This is a genomic window from candidate division WOR-3 bacterium, assembly GCA_039802205.1.
In the GTDB taxonomy this organism is placed as follows: domain Bacteria; phylum Hydrothermota; class Tepidihabitantia; order SM23-42; family JAOAFX01; genus JAOAFX01.
The window spans coordinates 1-21610 of record JBDRWD010000002.1 but is presented as its reverse complement, the minus strand read 5'-3'; the positions used below and the strand labels follow the sequence as shown (position 1 = coordinate 21610).

At 38.7% G+C, this 21610-nt stretch carries 24 protein-coding genes; 8 read left to right on the top strand and 16 right to left on the bottom strand.

The features are described 5' to 3' along the window. Positions 1–132: 132 nt before the first annotated feature. Positions 133–1506, top strand: a complete 1374-nt coding sequence (locus tag ABIL39_00620; protein ID MEO0164626.1) for a T9SS type A sorting domain-containing protein — start codon at positions 133–135, stop codon at positions 1504–1506. Positions 1507–1617: 111 nt separating this feature from the next. Here ABIL39_00620 and ABIL39_00615 read toward each other — a convergent pair whose 3' ends face one another. Further along, positions 1618–2259 carry a lactate utilization protein gene (locus ABIL39_00615; protein MEO0164625.1) on the bottom strand — a complete coding sequence of 214 codons (642 nt, stop codon included), beginning with the start codon at positions 2257–2259 and terminating at the stop codon, positions 1618–1620. 87 nt (positions 2260–2346) lie between these two features. Between ABIL39_00615 and ABIL39_00610 the strand changes: the two genes are divergently transcribed. From ABIL39_00610 to ABIL39_00580, 7 genes are all read left to right on the top strand, one after another. Further along, positions 2347–3057, top strand: coding sequence for a pyridoxine 5'-phosphate synthase (locus ABIL39_00610; protein ID MEO0164624.1), 711 nt, complete (start codon positions 2347–2349; stop codon positions 3055–3057). Further along, the gene (gene secD / locus ABIL39_00605; GenBank protein MEO0164623.1) at positions 3054–4565 is read left to right on the top strand and encodes a protein translocase subunit SecD; all 1512 of its coding nucleotides are present in this window, start codon (positions 3054–3056) and stop codon (positions 4563–4565) included. The genes ABIL39_00610 and secD overlap by 4 nt, the downstream gene beginning before the upstream one ends. A 2-nt stretch (positions 4566–4567) precedes the next feature. Continuing rightward, the gene (secF, locus tag ABIL39_00600) at positions 4568–5464 is read left to right on the top strand and encodes a protein translocase subunit SecF (protein ID MEO0164622.1); all 897 of its coding nucleotides are present in this window, start codon (positions 4568–4570) and stop codon (positions 5462–5464) included. A gap of 99 nt (positions 5465–5563) precedes the next feature. Further along, positions 5564–6016 (top strand): phosphatidylglycerophosphatase A, encoded by a 453-nt coding sequence (locus ABIL39_00595; GenBank protein ID MEO0164621.1) that lies wholly within the window; start codon positions 5564–5566, stop codon positions 6014–6016. Positions 6017–6863: 847 nt separating this feature from the next. After that, positions 6864–7295 carry a hypothetical protein gene (locus ABIL39_00590; GenBank protein MEO0164620.1) on the top strand — a complete coding sequence of 144 codons (432 nt, stop codon included), beginning with the start codon at positions 6864–6866 and terminating at the stop codon, positions 7293–7295. Next, positions 7296–7886, top strand: coding sequence for a hypothetical protein (locus tag ABIL39_00585; GenBank protein MEO0164619.1), 591 nt, complete (start codon positions 7296–7298; stop codon positions 7884–7886). It begins immediately after the preceding gene. 7 nt (positions 7887–7893) lie between these two features. Continuing rightward, positions 7894–9075: an Ig-like domain-containing protein gene (locus tag ABIL39_00580; protein MEO0164618.1), complete on the top strand. Its 1182-nt coding sequence runs from the start codon at positions 7894–7896 to the stop codon at positions 9073–9075. Positions 9076–9203: 128 nt separating this feature from the next. On the opposite strand, the gene ABIL39_00575 is transcribed toward ABIL39_00580, so the two are convergent. The 15 genes from ABIL39_00575 to ABIL39_00505 are packed head-to-tail and all read right to left on the bottom strand — an operon-like array spanning position 9204 to position 21223. Continuing rightward, positions 9204–10352, bottom strand: coding sequence for an aminotransferase class V-fold PLP-dependent enzyme (locus tag ABIL39_00575; protein MEO0164617.1), 1149 nt, complete (start codon positions 10350–10352; stop codon positions 9204–9206). Then, positions 10324–12258 (bottom strand): UvrD-helicase domain-containing protein, encoded by a 1935-nt coding sequence (locus tag ABIL39_00570; protein ID MEO0164616.1) that lies wholly within the window; start codon positions 12256–12258, stop codon positions 10324–10326. The genes ABIL39_00575 and ABIL39_00570 overlap by 29 nt, the downstream gene beginning before the upstream one ends. Further along, entirely contained in the window at positions 12255–12827 is a 573-nt protein-coding gene (locus ABIL39_00565) for an Rnf-Nqr domain containing protein (GenBank protein MEO0164615.1), read from the bottom strand. The genes ABIL39_00570 and ABIL39_00565 overlap by 4 nt, the downstream gene beginning before the upstream one ends. Continuing rightward, positions 12824–13402 (bottom strand): Rnf-Nqr domain containing protein, encoded by a 579-nt coding sequence (locus ABIL39_00560; GenBank protein MEO0164614.1) that lies wholly within the window; start codon positions 13400–13402, stop codon positions 12824–12826. The genes ABIL39_00565 and ABIL39_00560 overlap by 4 nt, the downstream gene beginning before the upstream one ends. Further along, positions 13399–14304 carry an FMN-binding protein gene (locus ABIL39_00555; protein MEO0164613.1) on the bottom strand — a complete coding sequence of 302 codons (906 nt, stop codon included), beginning with the start codon at positions 14302–14304 and terminating at the stop codon, positions 13399–13401. Before ABIL39_00555 ends, ABIL39_00560 begins: the two co-directional genes overlap by 4 nt. Continuing rightward, the gene (locus ABIL39_00550; GenBank protein ID MEO0164612.1) at positions 14289–15287 is read right to left on the bottom strand and encodes an RnfABCDGE type electron transport complex subunit D; all 999 of its coding nucleotides are present in this window, start codon (positions 15285–15287) and stop codon (positions 14289–14291) included. Before ABIL39_00550 ends, ABIL39_00555 begins: the two co-directional genes overlap by 16 nt. Next, positions 15274–16545 carry an electron transport complex subunit RsxC gene (gene rsxC / locus ABIL39_00545; protein ID MEO0164611.1) on the bottom strand — a complete coding sequence of 424 codons (1272 nt, stop codon included), beginning with the start codon at positions 16543–16545 and terminating at the stop codon, positions 15274–15276. The genes ABIL39_00550 and rsxC overlap by 14 nt, the downstream gene beginning before the upstream one ends. A gap of 9 nt (positions 16546–16554) precedes the next feature. Further along, on the bottom strand, positions 16555–17775 hold the full coding sequence (locus ABIL39_00540) for a cysteine desulfurase family protein (protein ID MEO0164610.1): 1221 nt from the start codon (positions 17773–17775) through the stop codon (positions 16555–16557). A gap of 1 nt (position 17776) precedes the next feature. Continuing rightward, positions 17777–18283 (bottom strand): ferritin family protein, encoded by a 507-nt coding sequence (locus tag ABIL39_00535; protein ID MEO0164609.1) that lies wholly within the window; start codon positions 18281–18283, stop codon positions 17777–17779. 8 nt (positions 18284–18291) lie between these two features. Continuing rightward, on the bottom strand, positions 18292–19509 hold the full coding sequence (locus ABIL39_00530; GenBank protein MEO0164608.1) for a DUF438 domain-containing protein: 1218 nt from the start codon (positions 19507–19509) through the stop codon (positions 18292–18294). Positions 19510–19518: 9 nt separating this feature from the next. After that, the gene (locus tag ABIL39_00525) at positions 19519–19779 is read right to left on the bottom strand and encodes a DsrH/TusB family sulfur metabolism protein (GenBank protein MEO0164607.1); all 261 of its coding nucleotides are present in this window, start codon (positions 19777–19779) and stop codon (positions 19519–19521) included. A 3-nt stretch (positions 19780–19782) separates the two neighbouring features. Continuing rightward, entirely contained in the window at positions 19783–20133 is a 351-nt protein-coding gene (locus ABIL39_00520; protein MEO0164606.1) for a DsrE family protein, read from the bottom strand. Beyond that, entirely contained in the window at positions 20130–20489 is a 360-nt protein-coding gene (locus ABIL39_00515; GenBank protein MEO0164605.1) for a DsrE family protein, read from the bottom strand. The genes ABIL39_00520 and ABIL39_00515 overlap by 4 nt, the downstream gene beginning before the upstream one ends. Positions 20490–20496: 7 nt before the next feature. Next, positions 20497–20979 (bottom strand): DsrE/DsrF/DrsH-like family protein, encoded by a 483-nt coding sequence (locus tag ABIL39_00510; GenBank protein MEO0164604.1) that lies wholly within the window; start codon positions 20977–20979, stop codon positions 20497–20499. Between the two features lie 10 nt (positions 20980–20989). Further along, on the bottom strand, positions 20990–21223 hold the full coding sequence (locus tag ABIL39_00505) for a sulfurtransferase TusA family protein (protein MEO0164603.1): 234 nt from the start codon (positions 21221–21223) through the stop codon (positions 20990–20992). Between the last annotated feature and the right edge of the window lie 387 nt (positions 21224–21610).

Here is a 21610-nt window from a genome sequence, read left to right as displayed (position 1 = left end):
GCTATGAAATTTAATAAGATTATCCTATCCCTTGAGGGGAGAGGATTAAGGTGAGGGTGATAAAATTGGTTACCCCTCACCCTTGCCCTCTCCCACAGGGGGAGAGGGATTTGATATATCCGAGGAGGTCTTATGATAACGAAAATCCTTGTTGGGTTATCAATTTTTATAGCCCTCTATGGGCAATGGCGTAAATCACTCGTTGGAACAGCACCGAATGTGTTAAATCTGATCCGAGTTGGCGATGGCAGGAATGATGGAGTCCAACGGGTCTATGCAATATGTGAGGATGCACGTGTCTATGAATGGACATATACAGGGAGTGGTTGGACACGTGCTACTGTTGGCATACTGCCTGGTTCAGGCTGGTGTCTTGGTATAGACATTGGAAAGGGTAGAAATGATGGGCTCAATCGTGTTTATGCTACACAAATTGATGGAAATGTTTATGAATTCTTCTGGAATGGAACACAATGGATTAGGACCGCACTTGGAAATCCAAATTCTACAATCTATGGTGTATTTGTTGGTCCGGGAAGGAATGATGGAATAAATCGCATTTATGCAAGCGGTGATGGTGTGCCACCAGTTGAATATTCATGGACAGGTTCCTTCTGGGATAAAGATACAGTCGAAAATGCAAATCTCCAACAATGGCTGCCTTATGTTGGTCCGGGAAGGAATGATGGGATAAATCGCTTATATCTCCCCAACTCAATGGGTTCTTCATACACTGTTGCTGAATATACTTGGACTGGTTCTAATTTTGTGCGTTCAGACTTACCTCCAGTTGATGGAAATCCTTTGTGTATTGTGATCGGTCCGGGCAGGAATGATGGAATAAATCGTTTGTATGTAAGTTCCAGGGCAAAAGTATATGAATTTACTTACCAATCAGGGGTATGGCAGACAGTGGATATAATCCCCGCTTATGGAAATGAAGGTCGGTATAATATCACATTAGGCAGGACAAAGTCTGATGGAAAAAATCGTGTCTATGTAACCTGCTCGGGAACACAATTGCTTGAAGTATCCTGGACAGGGTCAGCCTGGGTTGATACGGTGATTGATGCGGTATCTGCTGCTACCTGCGGTGTTGCAATCGGCAGGGGGAGAAATGATGATACAGTAAGGGTTTATGGTTGCAATAGAAATGGTGAGGTTTGGGAATTCACGCATGTCCATCCTTATGTAGGCATTGAAAATGAAAATCATCTTGCACTTCCGTTGCTAAAGGAATTTATCGAAATATTTCCTAATCCAACTGCTAGTGAATTGAAAGTAAATTATACTGTGGATTTCAAAACATTGTCCGAAATCGTCATTTACGATATTACTGGAAAAAAGATTAAAGTCTTGGTTAGCGAGATACAAGAACCCGGTTCCTACGAAATCCTTTGGAACGGCCAGGATGACACCGGAAAAAAAATTCCCGCTGGTTTATATATCTTGCACTGCAATTTAAATAATAATCGTTCAATAAAGAGGATTGCATTTTTAAAATAATTCCAGACTGGTTTAAGTTGATGATAAGAATGATGGTGAATTAAGTCATACCTGATATCGCATTAAAAAGCATGTTGTAAGATTCTCGTATATTACATAAGATAAAGATCTTTAGAATCCCAGTGTTTCGTTGACGAGTAAAACCGTGATATTTGTATGCCAAGGACGAAATTGCATTATTGAGATCACACGACAGATCCTCCCTTTTACATTACAATCAATGCACATTCCGGTATTAACACATGGGGTTTGAGCACTGACACGTTTGGCATTCATTACCGCGGCAATCTCTTTGCTCCTTTTTATACCGTCATGGATTGAAGGAACGATCTTGTTATAGCCCGCGATTATATAAACATTATCCGGACCATAAACCATGGCCGCAATGCGGTTTCCGATTCCATCGATGTTGATGATATCACCATTTTTCGTAATTGCGTTGGCACTTGTCAGATAGTAATCAGCAAGCATTTCTTTTTTCCGTATTTCTTTATCTGTTTCTTCGGTCAATCCTTTTTGCCAATGGTGGATTACTTTATTCCCTCTCTCTTCAAGTTTTTCAATGATGCTAAGTTCTCTAATTGTCATAGAACCACCGATGCCAACACTGGCGTGAACGGGAATATTTCTTAAAAGATAGTCATTTACTTCATTAACCGAGTGGAAATATTCGGCGTTAAAATCACGCTTTCTTAATGCTTCTACTACCCGCAGCAAAATCTTTTCCTGATGCCATTTTTTCACTTCATTCATGGAATGATTATATGTAATCAATCAAGTATGTCAATACCAAAATTTTTCATGCTGTTGACACAAATAAAAAAATGGATATAATTTCCAATGGAACTTTCTGTTAATATTGATCATATTGCTACCTTGCGCGAGGCACGCAGGGAGAAATTCCCGGATCCCGTTTATGCTGCTGTAGAGGCGGAGTTGGGTGGTGCAGATGGAATTACAGTTCACTTAAGAGGTGACCGGAGACATATCAAAGAAAGAGATTTGCGTCTATTAAGAGACATTATCAAAACTGAATTGAATTTGGAAATGGCGGTTACCAACGAAATGCTTGAGATTGCCTGCAAGATTCGACCGGATCGGGTGACACTTGTTCCCGAAGCACCAGGGGAAATAACCACTCAAGGTGGTCTTAATCTAATAAACTTTTCCAGTGATTTAAAGGTATTTATTCAGCGACTTAAAGAAGCTGGAATAAAGGTAGGGTTGTTCATTGACCCAGATATAAATCAGATAGACGAAGCCCTGAAGGTTCAGGCTGAATACATTGAGATAAATACCAATGAATACTCTAAAAATCCCAAGTCGCCATCGCTAATAGTGAAAATAAGAGATTTCGCAAAGCGAGCCTATGCATCTGGTTTCGAAGTCCACGCCGGTCACGGTATTGATTATAAGAATATCACCCGTTTGTTGGAGATAAAAGAAATAACAAGTTATTCTATCGGTTTTGCCATTGTTGCCCGCGCAGTTTTTGTAGGCATGCGTCAGGCAACTGAGGAGATGGTTAGGATTATCAAAGGAGCAAGATGAGAAATATTGGTTTTAGATTGGCTGTGGTCATAATTATTTTTATCGTTGGACTATATACTATCTATCCAACTCTGCGCCTTTATACTGCTTCTGGATTGTCAAAAGAAGAAGAAAATAATTTACTCAAAAGGGCAATTCACCTCGGGTTGGATTTAAAAGGCGGAATGCACTTGGTCCTTGAAATTGATACCACCGGATTAAAAGAAAAACCCTCTGATTTACGCGATCGAGCACTGGAAATCGTAAAAAATCGAATCGATGAATTTGGGGTTTTTGAACCTGTTATAGAAAAACAAGGAAGTTCAAGAATTCTTGTTCAACTGCCGGGAGTGGACCGCGAGCGCGCTTTGAATATCATCCGAAAAGTCGCCCATTTGGAATTCAAATTGGTAAGCGATAAGACCCGGGATGTGATAAAAAACATCGATACATACCTTGCGAAAGGGGATACCCTTGGTTTCGAAGAGCCTTTCAGTTCTTATCTCTTCAGCGTTGAAGGCGATTTAGGTTTTGATGTTAGGGATGAAGACTCACTGAAGATGCTGATTGCTCAGGCACAAGAAATAATTCCTAAAGAATGGCAATTTTACTTTGGACCCAAAGAGCATTACCAGGGCAAAGAGATTAAGAGATTGTATCTCCTTAAAAAAGAGCCTGAGCTTAGCGGTGAGATGATTCGCGATGCCCAGCATCGACCCTATCAAGGAGCTGAATTGCAATATACAGGTTCTTGGATAGTAGAAATCGAATTCCGACGAGAAGCAGCAAGATTATTTGCATCAGTGACCGGCAAGAATATTGGGAGACGTTTGGCGATTGTTCTTGATGATGTTGTTCAATCCGCACCTTACATTCGGGAGAGAATACCTCAAGGTAAAGCCATAATTACCGGAAATTTTAAAGCAGAAGAGGCAAGGGACCTGGCGATTGTTTTAAAAGCAGGCTCCCTGCCAGCTCCACTGAAGATTGTTGAAGAACGCTCGGTGGGACCATCATTGGGGAAAGATTCAATTATCAACGGAATTCGGGCATCGTTAATTGGCTCGTTATTTGTGGTAGTGTTCATGTTAGTTTATTACTACCTCACTGGTCTGGTAGCAAATTTTGCTTTGCTTCTTAATGTAATCTTGTTGATCGGTACTCTTTCGGCATTCGGGGGGACCTTGACTATGCCAGGCATTGCCGGGATTGCCCTTACAATTGCCATGTCGGTGGATGCAAACATTCTGATATTTGAACGAATAAAAGAAGAACTGCGCTTGGGGAAAACGGTCCGCACTGCTATCGCCCAAGGTTTTTCTCGGGCCTGGCTGGCTATCTTTGACTCCAATGTTACCACGATTATCACTGGCATTGTACTTTATATCTTCGGAACCGGTCCAATAAGAGGATTTGCACTAACTCTGATCATCGGTCTAATCGCTAATCTCATCTGCGCGGTTTTTGTTACCCGAACAATTCTTGATTACTTTACTTATAAATTTGAAGTTAGCAAGCTAAGGATATAACCATGGAATTGATAAAAAATCCCAACCTACCATTTATGTCCTGGAGAAAGTATGGATTTATCTTCTCCGGCATTCTTGTTATTATTTCGCTATTATTAATATTTTTAAAAGGTCCGAAACTCGGTGTTGACTTCGCCGGTGGTGCACTCGTATGGGTAAAATTTGAGAAACACCTGGAAGTAAGTGATATCAGAAACTCGCTTGCGAAGATCGGACAGGAACAGGCATCTATTCAAAAACTTGCAGGAACGGATGAATTTGTTATCCGTTCGGTCACTAAGGTTGACCCGGATAAATTCGCCAATGATGTGATCGCCCAATTGAAGAAGGACTTTGCTGATAATCCACTGGATTTAAGGGCAAAAGAAACAGTTGAGCCAAAGATAAGTGCTGAATTAACAAGAAACACAATCATTGGAGTGCTTGTTGCATTGTTCCTAATGGGCATATATGTATGGTTTAGATTTGATTTTAGATTTGGCGCTGCATCGGTGATTGCAATACTCCACGATGTTTTGATTACAATAGGTGCATTGGTCCTTACTGGTAGAGAATTTACAATTGTTGTCGTTGGAGCACTTCTGACGATTGTGGGTTATTCAATAAATGATACTATCGTCATTTCCGATCGGGTTCGTGAGAACCGTAAAAAACTCCGTGGTATTCCATTCGTGGAACTTATAAATACCAGTATTAATGAAACTTTTTCCCGTACCATTTTAACAGGATTCTTCGTAATTGTAACGCTCTTCTGTCTATTTTTCCTTGGCGGTCCGGTTATTGCTGACTTTGCGTTTACACTCATTGTCGGATTAATATTTGGAACATATTCTTCAACATTTGTGGTTTGTGCACTGGTAACTGAGTGGGAAACAAAATTTCCCCAGAAGAGAAAATAAGACTTTTCTGAATAAAATTATATTATTAACGCATCTGCACGATAATGAGTTTGCATTGTAGGAATGCATTAGTTTGCTGATGTGTCTTTTTAAACTGATATGATTAAAATTTTGAAAATTGGATTTCTTACTGGACTCGGCACAGGTTACATCCCAATTGCTCCAGCAACATTTGCCTGTTTAATAAGTGTCATAATCTGGTATTTTCTCGTTGACTTTCCATTAATTTATTGGGCGGTCTTTGTGAATCTATTTATATGGGGTTTGATAATTAGTCAGGAATTTGTAAAAGAATGGGGTAAAGACCCGCGGAAAATAGTGGTTGATGAATACGCAACACTGCTTTTACCTTTGTATTTTGTGCCGAAAAGAATTTTGCCACTTGTTATTGCATTTGTTTTATTCAGGATTTTTGATGTCATAAAACCACCGCCGCTAAGACAGATGGAAAGACTTCCTGGTGCCTGGGGCATTATGCTGGATGACCTCGGGTCCGCAATCTATACAGCATTAATAATCGTTATCATAAAATTTCTCTATCCACAATTATAACTATCCGCCTCCGATTTTCATCAGTCCCCATCTCGGAGCCGCAAACTTCAGCCTGCGTATGATTTTTATATAAAATAATCGCAGGACAAACCTTCAGAGCATGTGTCATAACCACTGTAGCAATCGCATTTATGGGTCAAAAGAATTAAAAAGGGATGCAATTTGATAATGTTTGATAAACTTACCCTGATGCAAATCACGGGTCAAACCGCTACAAATTGGCGACATTTTAAATTGCGATACACCCATTTCGGGGTTTGGGCTGTAAGTTGTCAAGCAAGCTCGACAACTACGGGATAAAATGATTATCTGTAGTAGCAGAGTTTACTCTGCTAAAGGCGAGCAAGCTCGCCCACTATAAAAAATTGTTTATTGTAGTGGCAGACCTTGGTCTGCAAATATTTAAAAGCCGAGTAAGCCCTTCATTTATATCCTCGTGTTATTTTTATATTTCCCAATTGGCTGTTTAAAAGATAAAAATAATTTGAATAAAACTGGAGATGATTCAGACACTTTACATATTGACTTAATGGTTTGTTTGAATATGACATCATAGTAGAAGAAATTTTGAGAATTTTAGATTTGACATCTGCAATGGATTTTGTATAATTGGTTGTATTAAGTTTGTAGAGGGGATATGAGATGATGAAAGGAATTTTTAGCTGCAGACGGATTAGAGCGGAGTCAAACGGAGGCAGTATCGCTTCGCTTGCAGTATCGTCCCTTTGGGACTTGCAGGAATTGCATTATCGCTCCGCTTGCAGGAAGTGCATCCGCCCTGATTTTTTCAGTGCCCTCAGTGTTTTATTTTTTGTTCAGTGTTTCAGTGCTAAAAAAGGAGGTATAAATGCTTAGCAAAAGGACTTTAATGATCACAATCATCTCTGCCCTGTGTTTGGTCTCACTGGCAGGGGCAGAGGAAAGTGGGTTTAAAGCACCTGATACAACTTACTATCTTTTTACCAGAATTTGGCAAAGAGAGGTTTACCGTCGGGGTTCACTGGGTGGTATTGATTATTGGGAGCGAATCGGGAGATTAAGTCCTGATTCAGCAGTTTTATACAGGGTTTATGCCTTATTTGACACCACGAAGTTACCGAGGATACCTGATATACCTTGGGGCATAGTTCGATTAAGGTGTGGCACTGGTGTGATTGATGAGATAAAAGAGAAATGGATGTCACTGCCTTTTGGAATAAAACAAGCGTTGCTTAATTATTTTTCATATTATCCGGGTGACACAACCAAGATAATTCTTGATTTACCTCCGATTGAGTAGTTGACCTGGAAAGCAAGTGGGCGTTTTGTCTTTAGGTATACGCTTGAGGGTGAGTATGCGATAAGTAGTGCAGATAATAATCAAAATGGTGTGCCAGATTACATAGATGACCTTTATGGGCGGTTTAATTTTTCCTGGCAGCAGGAGATAGGTGAGTATAAATATAAGGAGATTTCAGGGGGGTATTTACCTCTTCAGGTATATCTTTACAATACTGGTGGTTCAGTCAAGACAGAATTTTTGATTAATGTAGTTAGAATACATTTAGATAATGATATCCCTATACAGTTGCGCGGTGTTTTTGTTGCCCATGAGTTTTTTCATGCGGTTCAGTTCACGGGTTATGATCCTGGAGAAGCTGAGTGGTGGATTGAGGGGACTGCGGTATGGATGGAGGATGAAGTATATGATGATGTGAATAATTATGTAGGATATATTCATCATTTTACTGACTGTCCTGAGTGGTCGTTGGATAATTCTAATAGTGACCATGAGTATGGGGCTGTGATATTTCCGAAGTTGATTTCGGAGCGTCGGGGTGTTGGACAGATTCGGGTGATCTGGCAGGGTTGCGGAGTGCAAACGGGGTAATAGTGTGATGAAAGTGCTGGTAGAGACATCCCCGGGACTTGATAAACTTAAAAGTTTTCAGGATTTCTTCAAATCCTTTGTCTGTGCGAATTATATAAAGACTGGGGTGGATGGGTATGAGGAGGGAGCCGATTATCCAGAAGTTCACATTGAACAAAGATATAATACAGTTCCACCCAACAACAATCAGCATTATGCCAATAGACCGCCAGATAACATTGGTTCCCCGGTGCCCTGGGAGGAGGGGAATTTTCCAAATGGTTCACCAATCTGGTTACCCCATCTTGCCTGCCATTATATCAGAGTAGTTAAGCCTGTCCAGATTGATGATAGGACGATGCTCTATTTCAATTTTGAAGGTGATGGCGAAAAGTTAATCTGGGCTGTGCCTTTTGTGAAAGTAAAAGTTAATGGCACAAAAGAGAAGGGTGAGATTATATTGGCAAATAACAAAGCATACAATTATCCAATTCCGATTGGTGGTTCAGACCCGAATGATATTGCCGAGATTATTTTTATCCCAACAAATCTTGATACCTCAGGTGCCGAGATTCAGTATCGCTATTCCTTTGCGATTGTGCCGGTCTTTCAGAAATCATATCAAGAGAATCCCCAAAATGGCTCAACGAGAGAGGTATTGAATCTTGATACAGATAACTGGTATAAACCAAAAGAAAAAGTCAGGTTAAAAGTTGATTTGAGTGATAAGGTGCATATTGGGAATAATTCAACATTGACTGTGGACTTTTCTCAGGTTGATAAGGCATTTGACCCGGCAAAGGTATCAATTATTGAGGTTGATGGGGTAAAGCATGAGTATCAGATTGAGTATGAGCTTTCCAATACCCTTGAAACTCCAAATCAGTTATTGCCGGTGATAATCAGGGTGAAGGATTTAACCAATGACCCAACGCATCAATCCAAAGAGACAATCTTTCAATTGCGGGTGGAAGGACCACCGGTGGTGGAATCCACCGACCCACAGGCAGGTACTCATGATGTTGATATCTATCAAAAGATTAAGGTGGTGTTTAATAAGGCGATGGATACGGTTTCGGTGCGGGAGGCGATGGAAGTGAAAAACAAAGATAGAGATAGTGATGTTGAAATAAAGGAGATAACCTGGGATAACGATATGAAGACAATGGAGGTGCGGTGCGATGACCCGGTTGGTAAGTATGAATTGTGAATCGGAAAAACGAAATTACCTTAATCTCTATTGTAAAAGCGATGTGCAATGGAAATTGAAATATTTATCCGGTGTTATTTTTACTATGAATTTTGTCTCGGTCCGAGGTATGGTAAATTCATTATTCGCTAAGAGTTAAAGGATTTTTTTAATATTTCAAAAACCCTTTCTATTTCGTTTTCCGTGTTATAAAAATGGGGGGAAAAGCGCAAACAATTATTACGCAATGAGATAATTATCTTGTTCTTGTTCAGGTATTCATATACTTTTCTGGGATTTTCTGGCTTTATCGTGATGATACCTGATTGTGGTCCTTTTTCAGGCGTAATTACTGGGATATTTAATTTTTTAAATCCTTCTCTTAACAGCCGCTTTAATCTTAATACCCTATTTTCAACATTACGCACACCAAATTCCAGCAAGATTTTTATATGTTCAGTCAATCCGCTCAATCCAATTATGTTCCTCGTGCCCATTTCAAACATCCTTGCATCATTAAATAGTGGGGGAGAGGTCTCAAAATTTTCAAAACCCTTCCAGTCAACGCCGAGCCAACCGGTATGAAGCCTTTTTAAAATTTTGAAATTTCTTTTATTTACATATAAAAAGCCCGCACCACCCGGCCCAAATAACCATTTACCACCACCCGAAGCAAGAAAATCTACTGGTATTTTTTTTGTATCAAATTCAATCGCTCCGATTGATTGTATCCCATCAACAATAAGATATATTTCTCTATCTCTTAAAAATTCGGATAATGGGAATAAATCAATCATTTCTCCAGTAAAGAACTGGGTATGGTCAAGCACCACTGCACGGGTCTTACGGGTGATATTTTTCTTAATTATTTTGAGCGGATCTCCGCCACACAGATTCACAAATTTTTTATTTATTCCTGGGATGTTGTATTGAACAACATAACGGACCGCGGGGAAGACTTCGTTCATTACAATTATCTCATCACCTTCTTTCAGAGGTAGATTAATCAGGGCGATATATATCCCTTCTGATGTATTATGGGTGAATGTGATCTCTTCAGGTTCGGCATTGATAAGTTTTGCAAAGAGTTTTCTGCTGGTGCGCAATTTTTCAAAATATGTCTCGAAATCAAATTCTGCCTGGCTCTGATAGACCTTTATACATTCTTCAATTGCCTTTTTTGCGTTTATACTCATCGGTCCGGTGCTTGCATGATTTAGGTAAATTTTATCTTTGGTTATTGGAAATAATTTCCGAAATTTATTTATTCTATCTGTATAATGTTGCAAAGACTTCATCGGGTATCTCCTTTAAAAATGGTGAATTTCTTGTAAAAATAGAATTGCCCTGATAATTTCGACGTTTATCCGCGGTTGTAATATACAATTTTTTCTTTGCCCTTGTTATCCCCACATATAGCAATCTTCTCTCTTCTTCATACCGTCCTTCTTCCCTTGCCTTATAATGCGGTATTATCCCATCTTCTAATCCGGTTATAAACACAACATCAAACTCAAGTCCCTTTGCATTATGTAATGTCATTAAAGAGACCTTCTCATTTGACCAGTCATCAATATCGCTTCTTAGAGAAACACCTTCTAAATAATCCTGAATTGTGGCTGATGGATTATTTTTGACAAATTCATTTATGGATATGAGCAATTCCTCTACATTTTTACGACGATTGATTTCTTCTTCTGTCTCTCTTCTATGCAAATATTCAAGATAACCCGTTTCATTGGCGATGCGGAGAGTTAGGTCATAGAGATTTAATTTTTTGCTCAATTCCCTAAATTTTTCTATCATTTTTATAAAAGTCTCTAAACTTTCTAAACTTTTTTTACTTATTCCATTTATTTCAGAAATTTTTCTTAAACTTTCAAAAAGTGTTAAGTTATTTTCTTTTTGAAATCTGATTATTTTATCAAGTGTTTCTTTTCCGATATTTCGGGCTGGTAGATTTATTATTCGCTTCAAACTTACCGAATCGGTAGGATTGTTTATTACTCGTAAATATGCGAGTATATTTTTTATCTCGGCGCGCTCATAAAATTTTAATCCACCGATCACTTCATAGGGAATTTTATACTCTGTGAAATATTCCTCAAAAATTCTTGATTGATAGTTTAAACGATAAAAAACGGCGATTTCGCTAAATTCCATGCCTCGATAATGTTCCTCGAGGATTTTCTGAGCAACAAACTGTGCTTCCTGCTTATCATCTTCTGCATTGAAGTATTCAATTGGCTCACCAGTCTCATTCTCACACCAAAGGATTTTTGGCTTCCGCTGGGTATTATTTTTTACTACTTCTGATGCAGCTCTAAGAATTATTTTCGTGGAACGATAGTTTTGTTCAAGCTTGATAATTCTGGCTTCTGGGTAATCCCGTTCAAAATCAAGAATGTTTCTGATTTCAGCCCCGCGCCAGGAATAAATGGACTGATCATCATCACCTACCACACAGAGATTTCGGTATTTTGCTGCCAATAAGTTGGTAAAAATGTATTGCGCGCGGTTGGTATCTTGATATTCATCCACCATTATGTACTTGAAGCGCTCCTGATATTTTTCAAGGATTTCGGGCTGGATTTTAAACAATTCGATTGTTTTTAAAATTAGGTCATCAAAATCCAGGGCATTAGACTCCTTAAGTTTTTGATTATATATTCGATAAATGGTTTTGATTATGTTGCTGAATCTATCATCGACTGGATTATAATAATTATCAGGGTCAATCAAATTTTCCTTTGCATGATTAATGCACTGTAAGACAAAATCCGGTTTTAACTCCCGAGTGTCAAGATTCAATTCACTCAACACTTCTTTGATTAGAGAGAGTTGATCGGTTTCATCATATATAACAAAATTCTGCGGAATTCCAATTTTTTCCGATTCGTTCCTTAAAATTCGGGCACAGGTTGAATGGTAAGTCCGAATCCAAACTCCGGTATCATCTTGGTTTAACAAATAACAAACCCGATTTTTCATCTCCTCAGCTGCTTTGTTAGTAAAAGTTACTGCCAGGATATTTTCCGGATTTATTCCTTTTGTTATCAAATAAGCAATGCGATAGGTGATGACTCTTGTTTTGCCACTTCCCGCACCTGCGAGAATTAAAATGGGTCCATCGATTATCTGAACGGCTTCCCATTGTTCTTTGTTCAATTCTCCTGTAAAATTGATCTGGAAACGATTATTCATCTTTGCTTAAAAATCAAACTCATAAAAACCAGGCTCATCAAACTGAGGATGAGCAATTGTCGGAAAACAGGGATAGGCATTCTTTCATTTATATTCATTTTTTCCTTTATCAGCATAAAGAGGACTAATATTACCAGATAACCAAATCCAAAACCAAATGAAGCAACGGTAGTTTCCCAAAATGGCAAATTGCTGGATCGATTTAAAAATATCACCCCATATATTGCATAGTTGGTGAAAAAGAATTCAGGGTAGTTATCAAATAAATCTGATAAGTTCCCCGGCAGCCTTTTAACCATAATTTTTGAATAATAGAGAAGGAGATAGATGATTAAAACAAAGAAAGAAATTTGCATATAGCTCAATCCCAGTGGTAAAAGGAAAATTTTCTCTATAATAAAAACTACCCAATTACCAAGCACCATGAGGAGGATAATGACCAAGCCGGTAATGAATGATTCTCCTAAATTTAAATTATAGAGAAGTAACGGGCAGATTCCCAGCAGGTAATAGAGGCAAACATTATTTTTTGTTAATGTTTCCCAAAGGAGCGATAAAATTGCGTTCATTTTTTTCTACGTTGCAGACCGTAAACTAAAAATACCATCGCGACAATCAACAAGGCACCCCAAGATGAACTTGCCGGCAAAAATAGATATCCATCAGGTTCCGAAATTATCAATGGTTGATTAAATAAAGTTCCTTTCCCGATTATTTCTCGGCACATTCCAATAATAGTCAGTAAAAAAATGCAATGGAAACATTTCTGCGTATGATACAGAATAAAGTTTGCATTTGAATCTGTCAACGTCGGATTTCTTAATCCCGCAAAGAGGAAGCTATTCACAGCAATGAGGGGCAGAAATTGGTTTATACCAATATGGATTTGGGGTAGATAGCCGGCAATAAAATTATCAAAAATTGAAATGATAGTCGCAGTGATAATCAAAAAGGTGAATGTTTTTGCTGGCTCATTTAACCTCTTAACAACTGGTAGATAAATGGTGGCTGATAATAGATAGGTTAAAAGCAATAAAACTCCGCTTGTTAAGGCATTCGTGATTGAATCCGTAAATGTTATCAAAGGTATGGTGCCCATGATGATTTGTATAAATTCTTTTTCTTTATTGATGGATTCTTTCATTTAAGGTATTCCTTAAATCTTTCGAGGTTTTGTTTGATACTTTCTATTAATGCCATTGAAGATATTGTCGCCCCACTTATCGCGTCGGGAATCTCGGTTTTAAATTTATTGAGGAATTCTGCTTCTCTAATTTTCTCTCCGATTCCATCAGTCTCGTGAGAATAGGTGATGATAATTCTTTCTATACCGCCATTTTTATTTATACCTGCAAGGTATTTAATTGTATCCAGGTAACCGAGGGTATATCCGGTGAACACGAGCCCCAAAGTTTCACCGCCAGATAGGGCATACCAGAGTGTGTCCTTTATAATTTCCTCAAAAACTCTGGCACCGGAAAAGATTTCCTGGCGTATATCAGACTTGCCAGATGAAAACAGCAGAGGCTGTAATTGTTCAAACCCTTTTTTGATCCCTTCACACACTGCCCGGGACGATATTGTTGCCCCAGATACTGCATCAATCTCACCTCCGTCTTTTTTTAATGCGATTTTAGAAATTTCCTTGCCCAAAAATTGGTTAAGGAATGATTTCTCGCGAACCCGAGAACCAAGACCAGGGGTCTCTTTGAAACCTTCGGCAGGACCACCGATATAGATACCGCTGACCCTTTGAGCCGTATCAATTCCTACAGTTATTGGGATAATTCCAACATAGCCCTTGGGCCAAACTTTAAATATATATCCCTTTAAGTTTTTTGCCGAATCAAGTGCCTGCCACAGGGTATCGGGAATAATCGTAAAAAATTCAGCACCATCGATAAGGGTCTTAAATCTTCCTTGCTTGTTATTTGTCACTGTCTGTGCAATCAGGGGACGGATGTGAAAGTAAATCTCGGTATTTACAATGAAGCTCAATAAAAGAAAAATAAAGACGATTAAATTAGCATTTAATTTCTTTGCCATTTTTTACTCCTTTTCCAAACCACAATTTTATCAAGCAGGGGCACAGAAAGATTCATCAGCAGGATGGCGGGTGTTACACCCTCCGGATATTCCAAAGTATACCGAAAGAGGGCCGTAAATAAGCCACAACCAATTCCAAATAACCAGCGGCCTTCTGGGGTGATTGGAGAAGTTACCCAATCCGTGGCCATAAAAAATACTCCCAGCAACAATCCACCCGTAAATAGTTGAAATAAAAGATTGATTCTTCCGGGTAGAATGAGATTAATCAAGCAAAAACTAACCATGTAACCGGTAACGATTCGATAATCAATGATTCTTAATATCAAAAGGGTGGCGCCGCCAGCGATAAGGGCAATTTTACAAGTCTCTCCAATAGATCCACCAATATTACCGAGAAAAAGGAGTTTAAACATTTCCGGACTATGCAATTGTTCTAAAACACCCGTTGGTGTGCCATAATAACCAGTGTTTTTTAATAGTGTGAGGGGGGTAGCAGTAGTGATAGTATCCAACCCCAATAATGTCCCATGAAACGGTGATTTATAACTCGTAATCATTATCTGTGGAAAGGATAGCATTAGAAATGCCCGGGCGGTCAATGCGGGATTGAGATGATTAAATCCCAAGCCACCTAAGGCATGCTTAGCAATGATAACGGCAAAACCTCCTCCTATTGCAGGAATCCAGAGAGGAATCGCAGGTGGTAAGGAAAGTCCCAGGAGCAGTCCAGTCAAAGCCGCTGTGCCATCGGTAATGAATCGACCTTGCTTGTGCCAATATTCAAAACATTGCTCAAAGAGCACGGCCGAAATGACACTTATTAACACCACGCTCAATGCATAAAAACCATAAACCATTGTTCCTACAACCACAGCAGGTATAAGACATAAAATTACAATGAATACTGCTTTCTTTATACTTAGACCGGAGTGAATATGTGGGGGAGAGGAGACAACAATTAGATTATCATCCGGCAACATTTCGCAGCCGCGCATATTTAAAATAGTGAACCAAGGGAATGAATGCGGGGCAAATATAAGCACAGCTTCCGCATTCTAAACACTCGTTAAGGCCGTATTTAGGGGCCTCTTCAAACTGTCCCCTTCGGATAGTTCTATAAATCATAGCAGGAAAAATACCAACTGGGCAAACGTCAATACACTTACCGCATTGGACACAATCCCGTGTTTCTTCATTCATAATCGTATCTTGAAACACGATGCCCGGAGTGGTTTTAATGACCGGCGTATCAAGAGAAAACTGAGCATTGCCGGTCATCACTCCGCCAAAGATTATTTTCTTTAAATTTCTTCTCAAACCTCCACAGTACTGGATTATCTCGCGCACTGGTGTCCCAATTTTTACCAAGAGATTTTTTGGTTTATTAATGGCATTACCGCTGATTGTAACCACGCGCTCAATTAACGGTTTGCCGGACTTTATAGCCTGATAAATTGCATAGCATGTGTTTACATTATGCACTACTACTCCAGCATCGATGGGCAACTTATCATAGGGAAGAACAATTTTGGTAAATTCTTTTAAAAGAAGACGCTCAGCACCAAGAGGATAACTATCAGCAAAGACCCTCACTTGGACTCCCTTTTTCTTAAATAATTCAGCGGCTTTTTGATAGCGCTTGGTAAAAACAAAAATCATTTTTGGTACATCCAAAATTTTCTGGATGATTTTTGCTCCTTCTATTACTTTTTCAGGATACTCAAGCATGATACGATAATCGGCGGTGAGGTTGGGTTCCGATTCACAACCGTTGATAAGCAGTAAATTTAACTCCCGAGTCATTGCCGCCCGCAATTTTTGAGCGGTGGGGTACCCACCGCCTCCCAAACCTACAATCCCAGCTTCCTCAATTTTATTAAGAAGTTCTTCAGGACGAAGTGAATAAAAATCAAAATCAGAAAATTCTTGGGCCAAATTATTAGCATAATCCGTTTCGATTATGCAACACCAACTTTCTCTCAAATTAGGATGAGGATGAAGTTTAATATCAACAACCCTTCCGGAAACGCTGGCATGAATATTTGCCGAGACAGAACCATTTGCTTCGCCAATTTTGCTACCAATTTTGACCGTTTCTCCCTTTTTTACCACCGGAATTGCTGGTAATCCTTTATGTTGTTGTAACGGAATAAAGACTCGTGCCGGAGTGGGCATCACTTCAATAGGAAGATCTAAAAGGTTTTTTGGCTTTTTCAATTTTACTAGACGGTCGTCCACCTTCTTATTTTAATGATGGTGTTCATAATCAGTGCCTGGTCCGGCTTCCATTCTCTTTCCAGTTTTTAAAAAATAAGCATAGAGTGGAGACATGTCTCGCAATTGGCGAACTACTGGTGGAAATTCATTGAGAACATAATCAATATCCTCCTCGGTATTATACTTTGATAACACCATCAATACCGAACCTTGGGCTACAGCGGGATCAAGCTTTATGGCTTCCAATACATGGGACATTTTCAAAGCTCGTGATGTACAAGCCGAGCCGCTGGTAACATATATTCCCTTCTGATCTAAAAATAAAAGCATACTTTCACCTTCCACAAATTCTACTGAGAAATTTACATTATTAGGCAAACGTTCCTGGGGGTGGCCATTTAAATAAATATATTCAATCCTTTGCGGTAATTCTTGAATCAATCTTTGTTGCAATTTTTGTATTTTTGCTTGATTTATTTCCATTTCCATAAGAGCAATTTCACAGGCTTTGCCGAAACCGACGATCGCAGGAATATTTTCGGTACCCGCCCTTTTCCCTGATTCTTGAACCCCACCGTCGATCAATGGAATAATTCGAGTTCCTTTCTTTAAATATAATGCTCCTACTCCTTTAGGCCCGTGCATGGTCGCACCAACAAAACTCAGAAGGTCAACGCCAAGTCTATTAACATCCAAGGGTATAACACCCGCACTCGCCACGGCATCGGTGTGAAATAAGGCATTCGCCCGATGGGTAATTTCAGTGAGCTCTTTTATCGGTTGTATCGTTCCAATCTCGGGATTGGCATGCTGGATTGAAACTAAAATGGTATCGTTTCGCAGTTTTGCTCTTAAATCATCAGGTTTGACGAATCCATACTTATCAACTGGTAGGTAGGTTATCTCAAAACCTTCTCGGGCAAGTCTTTTTGCTGCCTGCAAAACCGAAAAATGTTCAATACTGGAAACGATGATGTGTTTCCCTTTTTCCTGGTAGGCATGAGCAATACCTTTAAGAGCGAGGTTATTAGATTCTGAACCGCATGAAGTAAAGATTATCTCTTCCGGCTGGGCATTTATCAATCGGGCAACGCTTATCCGAGCAGTCTCAAGAGCATCCTTCGCTCGTTGACCTAAAGAATGAAGGCTCTGAGCATTACCATATTCCTCTTTTAAGAAAGGCAACATCGCTTCAAGAACCCTGGGGTCAATTCTGGTTGCCGATCCGTTATCAAGATAGACCTGCTTCATTTTATTTCAACAGACATGTTTTAAGATCTTTGCTTGACAGACATTTTTTTAAATTATTTAGTCGGTTTATATCGGCCTGGGTGTCTTTTATCAATTTGTTTATAATCTTCTTCTCCTGTTTGCGGACGAAATTCTTCATTTCGTAGAGAATGAGTAAAGAATCTTTTTCATATTCAATCGCTGTATCCACGGCATCCGCATTTGTTTTGATTTTCTTTAATAAGTCTTTCTTTTTTATATCATTAAAAGTATGGCGTTTTAATAATGCCTGCACATACATAGCGTATTCATCAGGATACAGTTCAAAGGGCTGACAGACTTCAATTTTTTTCAGAATATCTTGTAGCATGGCAATCTGTTTTTCTTCTTGGGACGCCAACCATTTAAATGTCTCTTTTATGTCTGGGGATTTTGTTTTTTTTGCTACGCGTTTATAAAATTCAAATCCTCTTTTCCGGGCTTCAATGCTTATTTCCACAACTTCGCTGGCACAAAAAAGATTAGCCATAAACCCTCCTATAATAATCTTTTTTCACCAGTAATTTTTTGTATTTCTGTAATGTCCTGGGTTACTTCTAAACATCCAAGATATTCGCCACTTTTATTTCTTACTGCGAAATATCTTATATAAATCACCCTTCCGCCCATATTAATCCAAAATTCTGCTAAATCCCTTTTTTTATTTCTGAAGTCATCAAGAATTTGATTAACAACATGTAAGCTTTTTTGTGGATGACACTGTTGAACCTTTCTTCCTATTACTGCCTTGGTTCTTGTAAAAATTCGTTCTTTTGTTTGACTGAAATAGACCACCGTGTCATCTTTATCGACAAATGTGATATCTACTGGCAGTGTATTTAGGATATTTTCGAGTTCTTCAATCGTCAAAGTACCGGTTTCAAGATTTATCCGGTTTTCGGATACATGAGAAAGCGTTTCACCGGTTGATTCCAAACTCTTTTCTGCAACATTCGGGGTAAAACAGCAATAGCCTATTTCCGTGAATTCCTTTTTGATTGCGCCCCATTCATCCTGGTTAATTACTTTCATTGCAGTTGGGAATAAAATGTTATTTTCTTTGTAAAAATGACTCACAAGCATTTCATTAATTTTTATTCCAACCTCATCAATCTGTTTGATAAATTCGTTGTAATCTAAAACATTCTTTTTTGCAAGAATATCATAATAATGTTTCTTCAGTTCACGAATTTGATTATGTTCAGACCACATAATCGCGGGGGGTTGGGTGATACCGTGTTTTTCGAGGTAGGGAAAAAGAACATTTTCTTCCCTTAAATAATGCTTTTCAGAATCTTTAAAATGAGAAGCGATATCCTCAAGTGTATCAAGCTGATTTTTGACTTCATTGAAAGACTTTTTTAATTTTAGCCCTTCAACAAGATTTTTTATTCCCTGCGCGTATGATAACAATATTTTATGTTCTTCCATTAAGATCCGTATTGGATGTCCTTCCGGTGCAAGGAGTAATTCTTTTTCGATGGATTCTTTAAACAAGGCAATATGAACATCACAGAGCCGGCGTATCTCTTCAACCGGGATTCCTTCTTTTATTAATTCTTCCTCAATTTTGGCTAATTCTTCTGGTGATACGCCTTTTATTATATCAGCAAACTTTTTTTTCATCTCTCCCACACCCACCCCGCGATGTATCTTTCTTATTATTTCTTTTATCTCTGCCTTTTTATCTATACCCTTTCCAAATATTTCACTCATTAAGGCCTCCTATATTGTGACTATTCTTTCATAAGTAAAAAACAAATCAACAAGTTCATCATAATTAATTGTTTTCAGACCTGTTTCAATACCCCGCGCCTTTAAATCGGCATTTAAAACATATCCTTGACAACCCAAGGCAAGCTCATGTCTGGCAAAATAAACTCCGTTTTGGATAAATATAACACAATCAGTATCATCGATTAAATTTTTTAATAATTTAATGTTAAATTCGTTTGGTGTTTGGGTAAAAAGATAAAGGGTTTTCATATTTTAGAATGTTAAAATAACATCAGCGGTATTAATTTTCTCTTTCAATTGTGCTCGCGTTATCAAAGGTGCTGAGACCAGTTCGTCCGTTTTTAGATTCCTTTCTTCGATTGAATCTTTATCAATAAACAGATTTATGCGATATTCAGTGATATTTTTATAAACTTCCGAGAGTGGCTTCATTTGTAGTTGTTCTGGGGATTGCTTTTTTATTCCGGAATAAACTCCATCACCGATGAGTATCAAATCAACCTTCATTTCCGAAAATGCGAGTCCCAAACCCGCGCGAAATGCTTCAGCATTGATTGAAGACCCGTAGGGTGGTTTGGTGCTCAAAATTACTATTTTTTTCATTGGTCTATACCGAAACTTATAAATCGGTCACACTCGTCAATCATCTCAGCCAGAGTGGCAATACCAGTCAGTTTTGTTCCTTCAACCACATTTTCCCGAAATACTCCCCTGAAGTGTGCACAATCACCACAAGCTACAATCTTCGCACCCGCATTAACAAGTTCCGTCATCATTGATGGAATATGGCGTTCCCCAGGTGATTTAATGTTTTTATTCAAAGCCAGGACACCGTCTAAATAAAGAAAGATATCGACAGCAATACCTTTTTCTAAAGCCGCTTTACTTAAATGATAAACCGTATCAAGATGTTCAAATGTGTAGGGACCACCGGTGACGAGAAAACCGATTCGTTTCATTGCCTTTTTAAATAAACAAGGTTATCTGAGATTTAGCAGCATTTTCCAGATATGTAGCCACTCCCACTATTCCTTTTATTCCGTCGATCAGTTCTTCTCTTTTCAAACCCATTACCTTCATCGACATTTCGCAGGCATAAAGATTCACTCCGAATTGTTGTGCAATCTCAAGAAGTTCGGGTAAGGAGGCGATTCGTTTCTTTTTCATCACCTCTTTCATCATTTTTGTTCCCAACCCTAACATATTCATCTTTGATAGTGCAAGCGAGTCTGCTCCTTTCGGTAACATCATTCCAAACATCTTCTCCGTAAGCGATTTTCCTTTTACTTTTATCCCTCTTTTACGTAATACACTCAAACCCCAGAAAGTAAAGAACATATCAACCTGCATACCCGAAGCGGCTGCTCCAGTGCCAATGATAAAAGCAGCAAGACACTTGTCTAAATCTCCACTGAAGACAATTATTGAAACTCGCTCTCTATTGTTCATCACTCTTCCCCTACTTATTTCTCTTGATATATGCCTTTATCAACCCCATTTCTTCAATCACTTCTAAGAGAATCTGTTCGGTTTTGCGGCACCATGCTTCAACATCGGGAATAAATGAAGGATCCGAAGCCAAAACTTCTATTACTCCGCCGATTTCAACTTCCTTGATGGCCTGTGCCAGCTTAACTATTGGCATCGGACAAGATAATCCCCGAGCATCAATCGTCTTTGCAATCTGTTTCATATAATGCATTATATCCAATTTTTTTCAGCAGTCAATATTATTCGTTTAGGCTTTCCAATTTCTCTTTTCTTTTGATGGGTGGTACTTTGGACCAATCAAAGATTTTTAAATATGCTAACCGTCTAATCAAATCTGAAGAGCTATCTAAAAAATCAAAGAACATGATTTTATGGTTAAATTAATGAAAATATCGCTATCGATAGAAGGGAGTTATTTAATAGTGGAATGCACTCTCAAAATGAATTTAAAATTTTGTAATGTCTGGGGACCTTATTTACACTCCTCCAGTAAGAACTTGTAGTCAGATTATCCAATATCACTGGTGGAAATAGCGCAATATTGGGATTTAATTCAGGCATAATCTCTTTAGCATACTCAAGGGGTGTC